The sequence below is a fragment of the Vibrio sp. CCUG 15886 genome, from assembly GCF_028570825.1.
Taxonomy (GTDB): domain Bacteria; phylum Pseudomonadota; class Gammaproteobacteria; order Enterobacterales; family Vibrionaceae; genus Vibrio; species Vibrio vulnificus_B.
The window spans coordinates 134,290-150,475 of the sequence record NZ_JAQQBT010000006.1 but is presented as its reverse complement, the minus strand read 5'-3'; the positions used below and the strand labels follow the sequence as shown (position 1 = coordinate 150,475).

General features: G+C 46.1%; 18 protein-coding genes and 1 pseudogene. 18 read left to right on the top strand and 1 reads right to left on the bottom strand.

From position 1 onward, the window contains the following. Positions 1-14: 14 nt before the first annotated feature. The 5 genes from yajC (at position 15) to PQQ36_RS13695 (ending at position 4,001) form a co-directional block, all read left to right on the top strand. Complete coding sequence (gene yajC, locus PQQ36_RS13715; protein WP_011078543.1) at positions 15-344, top strand: preprotein translocase subunit YajC; 330 nt, start codon at positions 15-17, stop codon at positions 342-344. Positions 345-365: 21 nt separating this feature from the next. After that, a complete protein-coding gene (gene secD, locus PQQ36_RS13710) occupies positions 366-2,222 on the top strand; it encodes a protein translocase subunit SecD (RefSeq protein WP_011078542.1) in 1,857 nt (618 codons plus the stop codon). A 14-nt stretch (positions 2,223-2,236) separates the two neighbouring features. Further along, positions 2,237-3,184 carry a protein translocase subunit SecF gene (gene secF, locus PQQ36_RS13705; protein ID WP_011078541.1) on the top strand — a complete coding sequence of 316 codons (948 nt, stop codon included), beginning with the start codon at positions 2,237-2,239 and terminating at the stop codon, positions 3,182-3,184. A 152-nt stretch (positions 3,185-3,336) separates the two neighbouring features. After that, positions 3,337-3,546 (top strand): hypothetical protein, encoded by a 210-nt coding sequence (locus tag PQQ36_RS13700; RefSeq protein ID WP_011149596.1) that lies wholly within the window; start codon positions 3,337-3,339, stop codon positions 3,544-3,546. Continuing rightward, the gene (locus PQQ36_RS13695; protein WP_225470806.1) at positions 3,546-4,001 is read left to right on the top strand and encodes a hypothetical protein; all 456 of its coding nucleotides are present in this window, start codon (positions 3,546-3,548) and stop codon (positions 3,999-4,001) included. The genes PQQ36_RS13700 and PQQ36_RS13695 overlap by 1 nt, the downstream gene beginning before the upstream one ends. A gap of 59 nt (positions 4,002-4,060) precedes the next feature. On the opposite strand, the gene suhB is transcribed toward PQQ36_RS13695, so the two are convergent. Then, complete coding sequence (suhB, locus tag PQQ36_RS13690; protein ID WP_011078540.1) at positions 4,061-4,864, bottom strand: inositol-1-monophosphatase; 804 nt, start codon at positions 4,862-4,864, stop codon at positions 4,061-4,063. A gap of 243 nt (positions 4,865-5,107) precedes the next feature. On the opposite strand from suhB, the gene trmJ reads away from it, so the two are divergent. From trmJ to rodZ, 13 genes and pseudogenes are all read left to right on the top strand, one after another. Then, a complete protein-coding gene (gene trmJ, locus PQQ36_RS13685) occupies positions 5,108-5,836 on the top strand; it encodes a tRNA (cytosine(32)/uridine(32)-2'-O)-methyltransferase TrmJ (protein WP_011149599.1) in 729 nt (242 codons plus the stop codon). A gap of 117 nt (positions 5,837-5,953) precedes the next feature. Continuing rightward, positions 5,954-6,459, top strand: a pseudogene (iscR, locus tag PQQ36_RS13680) (Fe-S cluster assembly transcriptional regulator IscR). A gap of 30 nt (positions 6,460-6,489) precedes the next feature. After that, the gene (locus tag PQQ36_RS13675; protein ID WP_017789361.1) at positions 6,490-7,704 is read left to right on the top strand and encodes an IscS subfamily cysteine desulfurase; all 1,215 of its coding nucleotides are present in this window, start codon (positions 6,490-6,492) and stop codon (positions 7,702-7,704) included. 43 nt (positions 7,705-7,747) lie between these two features. Continuing rightward, complete coding sequence (gene iscU, locus PQQ36_RS13670; protein WP_011078536.1) at positions 7,748-8,131, top strand: Fe-S cluster assembly scaffold IscU; 384 nt, start codon at positions 7,748-7,750, stop codon at positions 8,129-8,131. Between the two features lie 72 nt (positions 8,132-8,203). Continuing rightward, positions 8,204-8,527 carry an iron-sulfur cluster assembly protein IscA gene (gene iscA, locus PQQ36_RS13665; protein ID WP_011078535.1) on the top strand — a complete coding sequence of 108 codons (324 nt, stop codon included), beginning with the start codon at positions 8,204-8,206 and terminating at the stop codon, positions 8,525-8,527. 60 nt (positions 8,528-8,587) lie between these two features. After that, entirely contained in the window at positions 8,588-9,103 is a 516-nt protein-coding gene (gene hscB / locus PQQ36_RS13660; RefSeq protein ID WP_072610751.1) for a co-chaperone HscB, read from the top strand. Between the two features lie 21 nt (positions 9,104-9,124). After that, the gene (gene hscA / locus PQQ36_RS13655; RefSeq protein WP_263137666.1) at positions 9,125-10,978 is read left to right on the top strand and encodes a Fe-S protein assembly chaperone HscA; all 1,854 of its coding nucleotides are present in this window, start codon (positions 9,125-9,127) and stop codon (positions 10,976-10,978) included. A gap of 11 nt (positions 10,979-10,989) precedes the next feature. Beyond that, complete coding sequence (fdx, locus tag PQQ36_RS13650; RefSeq protein ID WP_011078532.1) at positions 10,990-11,328, top strand: ISC system 2Fe-2S type ferredoxin; 339 nt, start codon at positions 10,990-10,992, stop codon at positions 11,326-11,328. Positions 11,329-11,409: 81 nt separating this feature from the next. Beyond that, positions 11,410-11,604, top strand: a complete 195-nt coding sequence (iscX, locus tag PQQ36_RS13645; RefSeq protein ID WP_045621491.1) for a Fe-S cluster assembly protein IscX — start codon at positions 11,410-11,412, stop codon at positions 11,602-11,604. Between the two features lie 152 nt (positions 11,605-11,756). Continuing rightward, positions 11,757-13,055, top strand: a complete 1,299-nt coding sequence (gene pepB, locus PQQ36_RS13640; RefSeq protein ID WP_011078530.1) for an aminopeptidase PepB — start codon at positions 11,757-11,759, stop codon at positions 13,053-13,055. A gap of 63 nt (positions 13,056-13,118) precedes the next feature. Continuing rightward, entirely contained in the window at positions 13,119-13,544 is a 426-nt protein-coding gene (gene ndk, locus PQQ36_RS13635; RefSeq protein ID WP_011078529.1) for a nucleoside-diphosphate kinase, read from the top strand. A gap of 196 nt (positions 13,545-13,740) precedes the next feature. Beyond that, a complete protein-coding gene (locus PQQ36_RS13630) occupies positions 13,741-14,865 on the top strand; it encodes a bifunctional tRNA (adenosine(37)-C2)-methyltransferase TrmG/ribosomal RNA large subunit methyltransferase RlmN (RefSeq protein ID WP_011149605.1) in 1,125 nt (374 codons plus the stop codon). 365 nt (positions 14,866-15,230) lie between these two features. Further along, positions 15,231-16,181 carry a cytoskeleton protein RodZ gene (rodZ, locus tag PQQ36_RS13625; protein WP_013572348.1) on the top strand — a complete coding sequence of 317 codons (951 nt, stop codon included), beginning with the start codon at positions 15,231-15,233 and terminating at the stop codon, positions 16,179-16,181. The last annotated feature ends 5 nt before the right edge of the window (positions 16,182-16,186 follow it).

The following is a 16,186-nucleotide window of genomic DNA, read 5'->3' as shown; positions in this document are numbered from 1 at the left end:
ATGAGGATGTTTTAATGTTTATCTCTCAAGCTCACGCAGCAGCAGAAGGCGCACAACAAGGCGGCATGTTCGAAATGCTCATCATGTTGGGTATGTTCGGTGTGATTTTCTACTTCATGATTTACCGTCCACAAGCGAAACGTGTTAAAGAGCACAAGAGCCTAATGGCATCCATGGGTAAAGGTGATGAAGTTCTGACCAATGGTGGTCTTGTGGGTAAAATCACTAAGATTGCAGAAGACAATGACTTCGTGACAATCGAACTTAACCCAAACAACGAAGTTGTGATCAAAAAAGACTTCGTTACCGCTGTGCTACCAAAAGGTACGCTTAAATCTCTATAAAACAGCTAGAGGATCCTCGCTGTGCTGAACCGTTATCCTTTATGGAAGTACTTGATGGTTATGTTTGCCATTGCCATCGCTGCCTTGTACGCACTTCCAAATATCTACGGTGAAGATCCGGCTATTCAAGTTACAGGGGCGCGTGGCGCCTCTGTAGATATGTCAACGCTGGATGCTGTCACTAACGCTCTTAATAAAGAGAATCTTTCCCATAAATCCATTGCTTTAGAGAATGGATCCATTCTTGTTCGTTTTAACGACACCGATACGCAAATTAGTGCTCGTGATGTGATCAGTGAAGCGTTGGGCAAAGACAAAATTGTTGCTCTGAACTTAGCACCTTCAACGCCAGACTGGCTTGAATCGATAGGTGCTGCTCCTATGAAACTGGGTCTTGACCTACGTGGTGGTGTGCACTTCTTGATGGAAGTGGATATGGATGCCGCGATGGAAAAGCTGGTGGGGCAACAAGAAGATGCTTTCCGTAGTGAACTTCGTGATGCAAAAATTCGCTATCGCTCTATTCGCCCTGTTGGCAGTGATGCGATCGAAGTGTTGCTCAGAGATGGTGAAGAGCTATCTCAAGCAAAACGTGAACTTGAAAAACTGCATCCTGATATGGCTTTTGTCGAATCAGACAAAGATGGCCGTTACGCCTTAATTGCTACCTTTACTGAAACCCGTCTGCAAGAAATCCGTAACTACGCTGTTGAACAGAACATCACCATTCTACGCAACCGTGTGAATGAGCTAGGTGTTGCTGAGCCACTTGTTCAACGCCAAGGTGCTAGCCGTATCGTGGTTGAACTGCCAGGTGTGCAAGATACTGCTCGTGCCAAAGAGATTTTAGGTGCGACAGCAACGCTAGAATTCCGTGAAGTGGATGACAAAGCGGATCTTGCTGCTGCTGCAAGTGGTCGAGCGCCTGCGGGCAGCGAGATCAAGCAAGATCGTAATGGTCGTCCTGTGGTGTTGAAGAAACGCGTTATTCTCAGTGGGGCAAGCATCACCGATGCAAGTTCAAGTGTTGATGAATATGGTCGTCCTCAAGTAAACATCTCGCTAGACAGCGAAGGTGGTAACAAGATGGCTGCGTTTTCGAAGAAAAACATTGGCAAGCTAATGGCCACCGTGTTTGCGGAATACAAAGACAGCGGTCGTAAGTCTCCAGAAGGCAAAGTCATTTTGACCAAGCATGAGGAAGTCATTAACCAAGCCACGATCCAGTCGGCTCTTGGTCGTAACTTCCGCATTACGGGTATCGATTCTGCTGCTGAAGCACATAACCTTGCGTTGCTACTGCGTGCTGGTGCTTTGATCGCACCTATCTCAATCGTTGAAGAGCGTACCATTGGTCCATCAATGGGTCAGCAAAACATCGATATGGGTATCCAAGCGTGTATTTGGGGCATGGTTGCGGTGATGTTGTTCACACTGCTTTACTACCGCAAGTTTGGTCTGATTGCGAACGTCGCCTTGATGGCAAACCTTGTCCTGATCATCGGCGTGATGTCCATGATTCCAGGTGCGACCATGACGCTACCAGGTATTGCCGGTATTGTTTTAACGGTCGGTATGGCGGTCGATGCAAACGTACTGATCTTTGAGCGTATTCGTGAAGAGCTGCGTGAAGGACGCAATCCTCAGCAAGCGATTCACCAAGGTTATGCCAATGCATTTAGCACCATTGCGGATGCAAACATCACAACCTTGATTACCGCGATTATTCTATTTGCCGTCGGTACGGGTGCAATCAAAGGCTTTGCTGTGACGCTCTCTATCGGTATTTTGACCTCAATGTTTACGGCCATTATTGGTACACGTTGTATCGTGAACCTGCTTTATGGTGGTAAACGCATTAATAAACTGTCGATCTAAGGCTGGGAATTGTTATGTTTCAAATTCTAAAAGCAGAGAAAACGATCGACTTTATGCGTTGGTCGAAATTCGCATTTGTCTTCTCTTTGTTGATGATCGGTGCGTCGATTTTTACTCTCTCAACCAAATGGTTGAACTGGGGCCTAGACTTTACAGGCGGTACGCTGATTGAAGTGGGCTTTGAGCAGCCAGCAAACCTTGAAGAGATCCGCAGTGCACTTGAAGCCAAAGGTTTTGGTGACGCAACGGTACAGAACTTTGGTTCTGCTCGTGATGTCATGGTTCGCCTTCGCCCTCGTGAAGATATGGCAGGTGAAACCTTAGGGAACCAAATCCTAAGTGCGATCAAAGAAGGTACGGGTAAATCAGTCGAGATGCGCCGTATTGAATTCGTTGGTCCAAATGTAGGTGATGAGCTGACAGAAGCGGGTGGTTTGGCGATCTTGGTGTCGTTGATCTGTATCTTGATCTACGTCTCGATGCGTTTTGAATGGCGTTTGGCGGCAGGTGCGGTAATGGCACTGGCGCATGATGTTATCATCACATTGGGTGTATTCTCTTTGATGCAAATTGAAGTTGATCTCACCATTGTGGCGGCATTGCTGACGGTGGTGGGTTACTCACTCAACGATACCATTGTTGTCTTTGACCGTATTCGCGAAAACTTCCGTAAAATGCGTAAGGGTGAACCGGCTGAGATCATGAACAGCTCGATCACACAAACACTAAGCCGTACGTTGATTACCTCAGGTACGACCTTGTTTGTGGTGATTGCACTGTTTGTTCAAGGTGGGGCGATGATTCACGGTTTCGCTACCGCATTGCTACTTGGTATTACCGTCGGTACTTACTCTTCTATCTATGTGGCATCTGCTTTGGCGCTCAAACTGGGTATCCAGAAAGAGCATTTAATGCCTCCGCAAGTCGAGAAAGAAGGTGCAGAATTCGAAGAGATGCCTTAATACTCTGCTCGAATCATCGATTGAAGCCACTGCAATTGCAGTGGCTTTTTTTGTTATAGACATATCACTTTCATCTAACGTATATATTCGTCTAAAAAACAAACTGCAAACTTGAGTTTTCCCCATCAGAATTAGATGCTCTTGGTATTAAGTTGAAAACAGTTTCTGTGACTTTTAAACCGGGAGAAAATGGCAAGTTAACTTATATGGGAAGTGTTTCATTTTTTGGTGCTGTTACTTTTGGTGTGAGCGGTGAATTTGATCTGAGAACACTTGTAGAGAAATGTAATTGGGGTCTATGTAAATATAGGTTTGAACCTGGCAAGATTGATGATGCTCTTGCTAAAGCGGGAGTACTATAATGGCACGCCATTTTATCTTTTCATTGAGTTTGTCATTATTGTCACTGTCGTCTAGTCATGCTATGTCATTGGAACTCCACACTACTTACCTTGATTTAAGAGCTCAGATGTACCATCGTCAGTACGAGCAAGTTTTAGAGTCTTTGGCAAAAAAGCTAAAAAAGAACATTGAAGATGTAGATATTGGAAAAAGTCCTGTTAAATTCGGGCAAGCTTTTCCATTTGTTTCCTCTATTTCTGGCAGTCTAATTACTGAGCTCTCTTTCTTCCAAACCGTGGATAAAGAAACGGGAAAAGGATGCCTTTCTGTTAATGGTTTAACTGACAACTACGAACCGGTTGTTCTGTCATTGGAATTTGTATGGGAAGAGAAACGCTGGAAGGTTAGCCACAGTAAAATTGATTTTATTGCTAACTACGATCTGTTTTATAAAGAGGCTGATTGCTCTAAATAATTAAGCCCCCGCATAATGCGAGGGCTTATTCAAAAGTAATCAGCGTGACGGGCTAGAGATTACTTAAGAATCGCTTCGTTGCCGTTTTCACGGATGTGTTTCAGTAGTGATTTAACACCACGAGCACTTGATGCAACAACGTTACCTGACTTGATGTATTCTGTACCGCCAGCAAAGTCGGTGATGATCGCGCCTGCTTCACGAGCAATAAGCTCACCCGCTGCGATATCCCAAGGTTTTAAGCCTAGCTCAAAGTAACCATCTACGCGGCCAGCTGCCACATAACAGAGATCAAGTGCAGCAGAGCCAGCGCGGCGGAAATCAGCCACTTCTACAAACATCGCAGACATGATCTTGAAGTAAGACTCTGAGTGTTGCTTTTGCTTGAATGGGAAACCTGTTGCGATGATTGCGCCTTGAAGGTCTTTTGGTTGTTTAACGCGGATACGTGCGTTGTTAAGTTGAGCGCCAGCACCACGTTGAGCGGTGAATAGCTCGTTTAGCATTGGGTCGTATACACAAGCAACTTCGGTTTTGCCTTTGATGCGTACAGCGATTGAAACAGCGAAATGAGGCAAACCTTTTACAAAGTTTGTCGTGCCATCCAGTGGGTCGATGATCCATTGCACATCTTTATCTTTACCGTTGATCAGGCCGTTTTCTTCAGCCACGATGCAATGCTCAGGGTATGAGCTCTTGATGGTGTCGATGATGATTGTTTCAGCTTCTTTATCTACGTTAGTCACAAAGTCGTTTGTGCCTTTTAGTGTAGATTCAATCTTCTCAACGTTTTCTAGTGATTTAGCAATATGGTTACCTGCTTTTCGCGCAGCGCGAATAGCAATGTTTAGCATTGGATGCATACGATTTTCCCAACGGATGTTAAAGAACAAATAAAAGCGGCGGGGAGTATACCAGAGAAAACCCAAAAGGGAAGTGGTTAATTTTTGTTCTTTTGAGGTTGGCTGGTGTGACGAAACTCAAGAAATCGTTTACATGAAAAAGGAAGAGAGGGCGTGAGGCCTGTTCTCATCATATCCAATATAGGGTGTGGGAAAAAACTATGATAAAATCCCGCGGTTTGAAATCAGCCATTGAAAGTTTGCATGTTAGATAAAGTAAAAGTCGTCCTTGTTGGTACCTCTCACTCCGGAAATATTGGGTCTGCAGCTCGTGCCATGAAGGTGATGGGTTTATCGCAGCTTGTGCTTGTTCAGCCTGAATGTGAGGTTGACGCTCAAGCCATCGCTTTGGCATCGGGAGCGGCGGATATCGCATTGAATGCCTTAGTGGTGAATTCGTTGGAAGAAGCGGTGGCCGATTGTGCGCTGGTTGTCGGTTCGAGTGCCCGCTCTCGTACCCTTGAATGGCCGATGCTGGAACCGTTTGAATGTGCGGAAAAGTTTGTCCAAGAGGGGCAAACGAGTCATGTGGCTTTGGTGTTTGGCCGTGAGCGTACTGGTCTCACAAACGACGAGCTTCAACGCTGCCATTATCACGTTTGTATTCCTGCAAACCCAGAATACAGCTCATTGAATCTCGCGATGGCAGTACAGACCTTAAGTTACGAAGTTCGTATGGCTTATTTGCGTCATCAACAAAGCCTATATCCAACGCAAGAAACCGCGGAATACCCACGCCACAGCGAACTTGAACTGTTTTATCAGCACTTAGAGAAAGTGTTACTGAAAACCGAGTTTGTGCGAGCAGATCAGCCTAACCAAGTTATGAATAAAATGCGCCGACTGTTCAGCCGAGCTCGTCCAGAAGCGCAAGAGTTGAACATTTTGCGTGGCATTTTGACTTCGGTAGAAAAGAGCATCAATAAGCAATAGTATCCCTGCTATTCATAGGGATGAATACCTGACTATTTTAGTCAAATAAATACTTGACCATTTTAGTCGGGTATGGAAAAATCCGTATCATTACAAACAGTGTGGATACGGTGTGATATGAAACTGACATCTAAAGGAAGATATGCGGTAACGGCAATGCTGGATGTGGCACTGCATTCGCAAAAAAGTCCTGTACCTCTGGCTGATATTTCCGAGCGTCAGGGGATTTCGCTCTCTTACTTAGAGCAACTTTTTCCAAACTGCGTAAAGCGGGTTTGGTCGCGAGTGTTCGTGGTCCTGGCGGTGGTTACCGTCTTGGCGCAGACGCATTTACCATTTCAATTGGAACGGTGATCGCGGCCGTTGACGAATCGGTTGACGCAACTAAGTGTCAGGGCAAAGGAGATTGCCAAGGCGGCACTCGCTGCCTTACTCATACACTTTGGCGTGACCTGAGTTCGCGCATTACAGACTTCCTAAACAACATCACGCTTGGCGAGCTCATGAGTGATAATGAAGTCATCGAAATTTCCGACCGTCAGGATATTGATCTTGCGGTAAATCATGGGTTGGCTAACAAAACAATTAACACCGCGCCCATCGGTGTAAATTTCCGCTCTTAAGCGGCCAAAAAGTTTACATTGGAGTGAAGAATGAAACTGCCTATTTATCTAGACTATTCGGCAACTTGCCCGGTAGATCCACGTGTCGCTGAGAAAATGGTTCAGTACATGACGATGGATGGTACCTTTGGTAACCCAGCGTCACGTTCTCATCGCTACGGTTGGCAGGCAGAAGAAGCGGTTGATACCGCGCGTGAGCAAATCGCAGAATTGTTGAATGCCGACCCTCGTGAAATTGTGTTTACATCTGGTGCGACAGAATCAGATAACCTAGCGATCAAAGGTGCAGCTCACTTCTACTCAAAACAAGGTAAGCACGTCATTACTAGCAAAACTGAGCATAAAGCCGTACTGGATACTTGCCGTCAGCTTGAGCGTGAAGGTTTTGAAGTGACTTATCTCGAGCCTGAATCAAATGGTCTTATCAGCCTAAGCAAGCTTGAAGCCGCAATGCGCGACGACACCGTTCTTGTGTCTATTATGCACGTGAACAATGAAATTGGTGTGATTCAAGATATTGAAGCCATTGGCGAACTTTGCCGTTCTCGTAAAATCATCTTCCACGTCGATGCAGCGCAGTCAGCGGGCAAAGTGGCGATTGATGTACAGAAGCTAAAAGTAGACTTGATCTCGCTTTCTGCACATAAGATTTACGGTCCGAAAGGTATCGGCGCGCTTTATGTACGCCGCAAGCCACGTATTCGTCTTGAGGCTCAAATGCACGGTGGTGGTCATGAGCGTGGTTTCCGTTCAGGTACGCTACCGACTCACCAAATCGTTGGCATGGGTGAAGCTTTCCGTATCGCCAAGCTTGATATGGAAAAAGACTACCAACATGCGTTAGCGCTTCGTAATCGTCTGTTAGACGGCGTGAAAGACATGGAAGCGGTGACCATCAACGGCGATCTTGACCAGCGTGTACCGCATAACTTGAACATCAGCTTTGCTTTTGTTGAAGGAGAGTCGCTACTGATGTCTCTAAAAGATCTTGCAGTATCGTCAGGCAGTGCTTGTACTTCAGCGAGTCTAGAGCCTTCTTATGTACTGCGTGCTCTCGGTCTAAATGATGAGTTAGCACATAGCTCGATTCGTTTCTCTTTTGGTCGTTTTACCACGGAAGAAGAGATCGACTACGCAATTGAACAAATCCGTGTAGCGGTTGAAAAGCTGCGCGACATGTCTCCTCTATGGGATATGTACAAGGAAGGAATTGATCTCAACACGGTTGAGTGGGCTCATCACTAAGATCAATTCATAGACAAGTTATAGAGGATTCGAGGTAAATATCATGGCATACAGCGAAAAAGTAATTGATCACTATGAGAACCCACGTAACGTTGGTTCGTTTGACAAAGAAGATCCATCGGTAGGTAGCGGCATGGTTGGTGCTCCTGCATGTGGTGACGTAATGAAACTGCAAATCAAAGTAACGCCAGAAGGCATCATTGAAGACGCAAAGTTCAAGACCTACGGTTGTGGTAGTGCGATTGCATCAAGCTCATTGGTTACTGAATGGGTAAAAGGCAAGAGCATCGAAGAAGCGGCTTCGATCAAAAACTCGGAAATTGCAGAAGAGCTAGAATTGCCACCAGTGAAAGTGCACTGTTCAATTCTTGCAGAAGATGCAATTAAAGCCGCAGTGGCTGACTACAAGAAAAAACACCAACTTTAAGGCGTTTTTTGAGGTTATAATGGGAGCCCGATGCTCCCATTCCATTGGTAAACTATTTAACTAAGGTGCAGTATGGCCGTCACATTAACAGAAACCGCAGCAAGTCGAGTAAAAGCGTTCCTAGATAACCGAGGCAAAGGCGTTGGTTTGCGTTTAGGTGTGAAGACGACCGGTTGTTCGGGAATGGCCTATGTCCTTGAGTTTGTTGACGAACTGAATGAAGAAGACGAAGTGTTTGAACATTCAGGCGTTAAGGTGATTATCGATAAAAAGAGCTTGGTGTACCTCGACGGCACGCAACTTGACTACGTAAAAGAAGGGTTGAATGAAGGCTTTGAATTCAACAACCCAAATGCGAAAAGTGAATGTGGTTGCGGTGAAAGCTTCAACGTCTAATGACTGAAATTCTGAGCCGTTACCGTCGGCTCAGAAGATTTATTCAAGGACCATAGATCAATGAATCACTTTGAATTATTTGGGCTACCACCTCAGTTTTCGCTGGATGGTAGCCTTCTTTCTTCTCAGTTCCGAGAATTGCAAAAACGCTTCCATCCGGACAATTTTGCGACCGCTTCTGAACGCGATCGTTTGTTAGCGGTACAAAAAGCGGCGCAAATTAATGACGCTTACCAGGTGCTTAAGAATCCCATTTCTCGTGCGGAATACCTTTTATCGCAAAACGGTTTAGAAATCCGGGGTGAGCAGCAAACCATGCAAGATCCCATGTTTCTGATGGAACAGATGGAATTGCGTGAAGAGTTGGAAGAGATCCCTCATGGCTCAGATGCTGAGAGTGCTTTGGCTGCGTTTGATGCCAGAGTGAGTAAAATGTACAAACAACATCTCGCAACGATTGAGCAAGAGCTGAACGACGCTCAGTGGCCACAAGCCGCCGATCGCGTACGTAAGCTGAAATTTATTGCCAAACTAAAGAATGAAATAGAGCTAGTGGAAGAGAAACTCTTCAGCTAGTTTGAAAAACAAGGATCCATCATGGCATTACTTCAAATTGCAGAACCGGGCCAAAGCTCGGCACCTCATGAGCACAAAAGAGCAGCCGGTATCGATCTTGGTACCACTAACTCTTTGGTCGCTTCATTCAGAAGCGGCACCGCAGACACTTTGAAAGATGCTCAAGGTCGTAGTCTTCTTCCATCGATTGTTAATTATGCCAATGAAGAAGCGATTGTCGGTTACGAGGCGAAAGCGCTGTCTGAATCTCAGCCACAAGATACCATCATCTCGGTAAAACGCTTATTGGGTCGTTCGTTAACGGACATTCAGGCTCGTTATCCTTCTTTGCCTTATCGTTTTAAAGCCAGTGAGAATGGTTTGCCTGTTCTCCAGACGACTCAAGGGGACAAAAACCCAATTGAAGTTTCTGCCGATATCCTAAAGGTGCTAGCGAAACGCGCAGAAGAGAGTCTCGGTGGTGAGCTTTCTGGTGTGGTCATTACCGTTCCTGCCTACTTTGATGATGCGCAGCGAGCTGGCACTAAGGATGCGGCGAAACTTGCTGGCCTGCATGTGCTTCGCTTACTGAACGAACCGACAGCCGCCGCCATTGCCTATGGCTTAGACTCTGGCCAAGAAGGGGTCATTGCGGTCTACGATTTGGGTGGTGGTACGTTTGATATCTCAATTTTGCGCCTCTCTAAAGGGGTGTTTGAGGTATTGGCCACCGGCGGTGATTCTGCATTAGGTGGTGATGATTTTGACCATCTGTTGGCCGATTTTCTTGCCGAGCAAGCGGGCTTAGAGCTGCCTTTGAGCGCAGAAAAAAACCGCACCCTATTGAACATTGCGACGGCCACTAAGATTGCTTTCTCTGAGCAAGACTCTGTTGAAGTAGAAGTCTTTGGTTGGAAAGGCGTAGTCACGCGTGAGCAATTTGAAGAGCTGATTCGTCCGCTAGTGAAAAAAACGCTGATGTCCTGTCGTCGAGCGTTGAAAGACGCAGATGTGGAGGTTGACGAAGTACTTGAAGTGGTCATGGTCGGTGGATCTACTCGCACTTTATTGGTTCGCGAAATGGTGGGTGAGTTCTTTGGTCGCACACCATTAACTAACATCAACCCTGATGAAGTGGTTGCCATTGGTGCCGGTATTCAAGCGGATATTCTGGCGGGCAATAAGCCTGATTCTGAAATGCTATTGCTGGATGTGATCCCTCTTTCGTTGGGGATTGAAACCATGGGTGGTTTGGTTGAGAAAATCATTCCTCGCAATACCACCATTCCGGTCGCACGCGCTCAAGAATTCACTACGTTTAAAGATGGCCAAACCGCAATGAGCGTCCATATTGTTCAAGGTGAACGTGAGATGGTGGATGACTGTCGTTCGCTCGCTCGCTTTTCACTCAAAGGCATTCCGCCAATGGCGGCGGGTGCTGCTCATATTCGCGTTACCTACCAAGTGGATGCAGATGGCCTGCTGTCAGTGACCGCGATGGAGAAAAGCACGGGTGTTCAATCAGAAATCCAAGTGAAACCATCTTATGGTCTGAGTGATGACGAAGTGGCGAACATGCTTCGTGACTCAATGACGTATGCCAAAGAAGACATGCAAGCTCGTGCTTTAGCTGAGCAACGTGTAGAAGCGGATCGAGTGATTGAAGGTCTTATTGCCGCGATGCAAGCTGACGGGGATGAGCTACTCAGCGAAGCTGAAAAAGCCACCTTACTGCAAGCGATTGAATCCTTGATTGAACTGCGCAATGGCAACGAAGCGAATGCGATTGAGCAAGGTATTAAAGACACTGACAAAGCGAGCCAAGATTTTGCCTCTCGTCGAATGGATAAATCCATTCGTGCAGCGCTGGCTGGCCAGTCAATTGACACTATTTAAGAGTAATAACTATGCCTAAGATTATTGTATTGCCTCATGAAGATTTGTGCCCAGAAGGTGCAGTGCTAGAAGCAAACAGTGGTGACACAGTATTAGATGTGGCACTGAAAAATGGGATTGCTATTGAGCACGCGTGTGAGAAGTCTTGCGCTTGTACTACGTGTCACGTCATCATTCGTGAGGGCTTTGATTCACTTGAAGAAAGCGATGAGTTAGAAGATGACATGCTCGACAAAGCATGGGGGCTAGAGCCTGAATCGCGTTTAGGCTGCCAAGCGAAAGTGGCGGATGAAGACCTAGTGGTTGAAATTCCAAAATACACGCTAAACCACGCATCGGAAGACCATTAATCGATGTGTCGCGCAGTTTACTGGGTCTTTTGACTTAGTGAACTGGTACTGAAGTGACGAATGTTTCAAAGGAAGATGAGTATGAAATGGACAGATTCGCGTGATATCGCCATTGAGCTTTGCGAACGCTTTCCTGAGATGGATCCAAAAACGGTGCGTTTTACCGATCTGCATCAGTGGATTTTAGAGATTGAAGATTTTGATGACGAGCCCAATCATTCCAATGAAAAGATCCTCGAAGCGGTGATTCTTTGCTGGTTGGATGAATGGGAATAAATCCAGCCGAGTTAACAAAATTCATCAAAAAAAGCGGACCTTTTGGTCCGTTTTTTTATCAATTTGACATTTCTACCCTACATAATGCTAACATCCGTGAGTTATTCCAATAGAAAGGCGTAGGTAACGCCGTTATAAGGCAAGGAGAAACCATGTCTACACAGATGTCTGTATTTTTAAGTCACGAAGTCGCTGCTCCACAGTGGGGCGAGAAAGCACTGGTATCATTCAATGAGCAGGGCGCTCTTATCCATACAGGCGAAAGTACGGATTTAACTAAAATCCAACGTGCAGCGCGTAAGTTTGATGTGCAAGGCATCAAGAGCGTGGTGTTGGCTGGTGACGGTTGGGATGTGGAAGCGATTTGGGCTTTCCACCAAGGTTATCGTAATCCGAAAAAATACAGCCAACTTGAGTGGGTTGCGCTAGAAGAGAAAGCACAAGCAGAGCTGGAAGCGCGCATTAAAGCCACTGAGTTTACTCGCGATATCATTAACAAACCGGCTGAAGAAGTCGCCCCTCGCCAACTTGCGACGATGGCGGCGGAATTTATTCGTTCTGTGGCTCCAGAAGGCACAGTGACAGCACGTATCGTCAAAGATAAAGATCTGCTTGCTGAAGGCTGGGAAGGCATTTACGCCGTAGGCCGTGGTTCTGATCGCACTTCAGCAATGCTTCAACTCGACTTTAACCCTACGGGTGATGAGAATGCGCCTGTTTGGGCATGTTTAGTCGGTAAAGGTATTACCTTTGACTCTGGCGGTTACAGTATCAAGGCGTCCAATTTCATGGATTCAATGAAAGCGGACATGGGCGGTTCAGGTACGATTACTGGTGGTCTAGGCCTCGCAATCATGCGCGGACTGAACAAGCGCGTAAAACTGATCCTATGCTGTGCGGAAAATATGATTTCTGGCCGAGCGTTGAAATTGGGTGATGTGATTACCTACAAAAACGGTAAGACAGTTGAAATCATGAACACCGACGCGGAAGGTCGCCTAGTACTTGCAGATGGCCTGATTTACGCCTCGGAACAAAATCCAGAGTTGATCATTGATTGCGCGACCTTAACGGGCGCGGCGAAAAATGCGCTAGGTAACGATTACCACGCGCTACTGACGTTTGACCAAGCGCTTGCGCAAGAAGCGCTAAAGTCAGCAGCAGAAGAAAAAGAAGGTTTGTGGCCTCTGCCACTAGCAGAATTCCATCGTGAAATGCTGCCATCAAACTTTGCCGACCTGTCTAATATCGGTGGCGGTGATTACTCTCCTGGTGCCAGCACGGCAGCGGCATTTCTTTCTTACTTTGTGCAAGATTACCAAAAAGGTTGGTTGCACTTTGACTGCTCGGGGACTTACCGTAAGTCAGCCAGCGACAAATGGTCTGCGGGTGCGACAGGTATGGGGGTTTGTACTCTGGCCAATCTGTTAGTGGAACAAGCGAATAAGTAATACTTCACAGCAGCCCTATTGGGCTGCTGACTATAACAACGACATGAAATAAAGGGACACCTTATGGCTCTAGAAAGAACATTTTCGATCATTAAGCCTGACGCTGTAGAACGCAACTTAATCGGTGAAATTTACCACCGCATTGAGAAGGCGGGATTACGTATCATCGCTGCAAAAATGGTGCATCTTAATGATGAACAAGCAAGTGGCTTTTACGCTGAGCACGAAGGAAAAGAATTTTTCCCAGCATTGAAAGAGTTCATGACTTCAGGACCCATCATGGTTCAGGTTCTAGAAGGCGAAAATGCCATTGCACGTTACCGTGAATTGATGGGTAAAACTAACCCAGAAGAAGCAGCTTGTGGCACCATTCGCGCCGACTATGCACTGAGTATGCGTCACAACTCCGTTCACGGCAGTGACAGCCCAGCATCAGCAGCGCGTGAAATTGCTTTTTTCTTCCCGGAGTCGGAAATCTGCCCTCGTTAAGCGGTTTGAATAAGTAGACGAATTCCCAAGCCCAGCACGCAAGCTGGGCTTTTTTCTGACTAAGGAAAAGTGTGGCGATATTTTAATCGTTTGGTTTTATTGCCTTAGCATCTTCGGGGTTTTACAGCCCTTGTTGTCACTGCATAAAGCCTGTACAATTCGCGCCCTTAATCTTGTTCAGTCATTGAGAGGCACCATGAGCACTGAAAAAATTAATCTACTCGACTTTGATCGCAAAGGCCTGCGTGAACTGTTCGCCCAAGAGTTAGGCGAAAAAGCGTTTCGTGCTGATCAGGTAATGAAGTGGATCTACCATTTCGGTGTGGATGATTTCGATAACATGACCAACATCAACAAGCAGTTGAGAGAGAAGCTTAAGCAGAAATGCGAGATCGTCGCACCTGTTGTTTCAGAAGCTCAACACTCATCAGATGGCACCATCAAGTGGGCAATGCGTGTTGGCGATCAAGATGTTGAAACGGTCTATATCCCAGAAGAAGATCGCGCAACGCTTTGTGTTTCATCTCAAGTGGGTTGTGCACTGGAATGTAAATTCTGTTCAACGGCGCAGCAAGGTTTCAACCGTAACTTAAAAGTGTCAGAAATCATCGGTCAGGTGTGGCGTGCGGCACGTGAAGTGGGGCTTGAGAAAGAGACTGGGCGTCGTCCGATTACCAACGTGGTGATGATGGGCATGGGCGAACCGTTGCTGAACATGAAAAACCTCATTCCTGCTTTGGAAATTATGCTGGATGATCTAGGCTTTGGCCTATCTAAACGCCGCGTTACTGTGTCGACTTCGGGTGTGGTTTCTGGCTTAGATCAGATGACGGGCAAAATTGACGTTGCACTGGCGATTTCTTTGCATGCACCTAATGACAAACTGCGCAGTGAAATTATGCCGATCAACGATCGTTGGGATATTCAGGATTTCTTAGCATCAGTGCGTCGCTACATTGCTTCTTCCAATGCCAACCGCGGTAAAGTGACGGTGGAATACGTGCTACTTGATCATGTTAACGATGGCACTGAACATGCCCATGAGCTTGCGCAGTTGATGAAGGATACACCTTGTAAAATCAACTTGATCCCATTTAACCCATACCCAGGCTCACCATACAAGAAACCAAGCAACTCACGTATTGATCGTTTCCAAAAGACATTGATGCAATATGAGCATACGGTGACAATTCGTAAGACGCGCGGTGATGATATTGATGCCGCATGTGGTCAGTTAGTGGGGGACGTGATCGACCGAACCAAGCGTACCGCCATGCTGAAAGCGGCCAAAGGTGAGACCATCGAGGTTAAAGCGCTGTAAGCCATCATTTTCTTATTAAACAGCCAGAGCTACGCTCTGGCTGTTTTGCTTTCTAATCGTCATTTTTTGCTTGTTTGGTGGACTTTCTATGCTGAATTGGACGATATATCGAATTTCTTGTGTCAAACTTTGGACAAAAGCTTGAGCTAAAGGTAAATTTCTCAGCATAGAGTTTTTGTCAATAACGCAGTTTGGCTTATCATGTTTAAAGCTACAGCTCTGTTTTGGCAGTGTAGGTTGGCTAATAAAATAATTAGGGCTGCGTCCAAAGCACCGCAGCAAACTTTTTCCAAAGTTCAGTGCAAACCAAGAACGATGAATAATAAGCGCACTTAACTTTCATTATTTGAAGATTTTAGACAGTTATGACTACAGATAACGATTTTTCACAAGACAGTGCCACAGAATCTCTCGCCATTGAACAAGTCGGTACCTTACTCAAACGCCAACGCGAATCAATGGGTTACACGCAAAAACAAGTCGCAGATCGATTACGTTTACGCGTTAACGTGATTGAACAGATCGACGACAACCAGCTTGAAAGTGGCCAAGTGGCGACCTTTACTCGCGGTTATTTGCGCTCTTACGCCAGATTGGTTGGTCTTGATGAAAAAATCATTCTTGATGCGCTAGACAATACTGGTGACGCGCAGCACCAAGAACAGGAGATGCAGAGCTTCTCACGTAAAACCAATACGGAGAAACACAATAGCCGCATCATGCTGATTACTTGGGGTATTTTCATCATCATTACGGGTATTTCTTCACTTTGGTGGTGGCAAAATCAGCAAGAGAACAGCTTAGCTCAGTCGGTCAATCAAGCCGCTCAACTTGAGAATGCAGTGATTGAAGAGAATGAGCCACCAGTGCTTGACGATGTTGTGATGCAAGAAATGAGTATGGCAGAAGGGGATGCTCAGCCAGAGATCGCGACAGAAGTGGAGGTTGAGCCTGCTCAGGTTGAGACAACGGAAAGCACTCCCGTTGAGGAAGCGGTGGAAAGTGATGCCCAAGCACAACTGACACCGCCAGTGGCAGAAGAATCACTCCCGTTAGAAGCACCCAAAGCCAATGGTGAAACCGCCTTAACAATGTCTTTTCGTTCGGACTGCTGGGTTCAAGTTAAAGATGCCAGTGGTAAGACATTGATTTCTGGTATTCGTAAATCGGGTCAAGATTTAAACCTCTCTGGTCAGGCCCCTTTTAACGTTATTTTGGGTGCGCCAGAAGGCGTGACCATGACATTTGCAAGTGAACCTGTCGACCTTTCTCGGTATACTGCAGGCAAAGTAGCTCGATTCACCTTACCTTTGTAAAGATT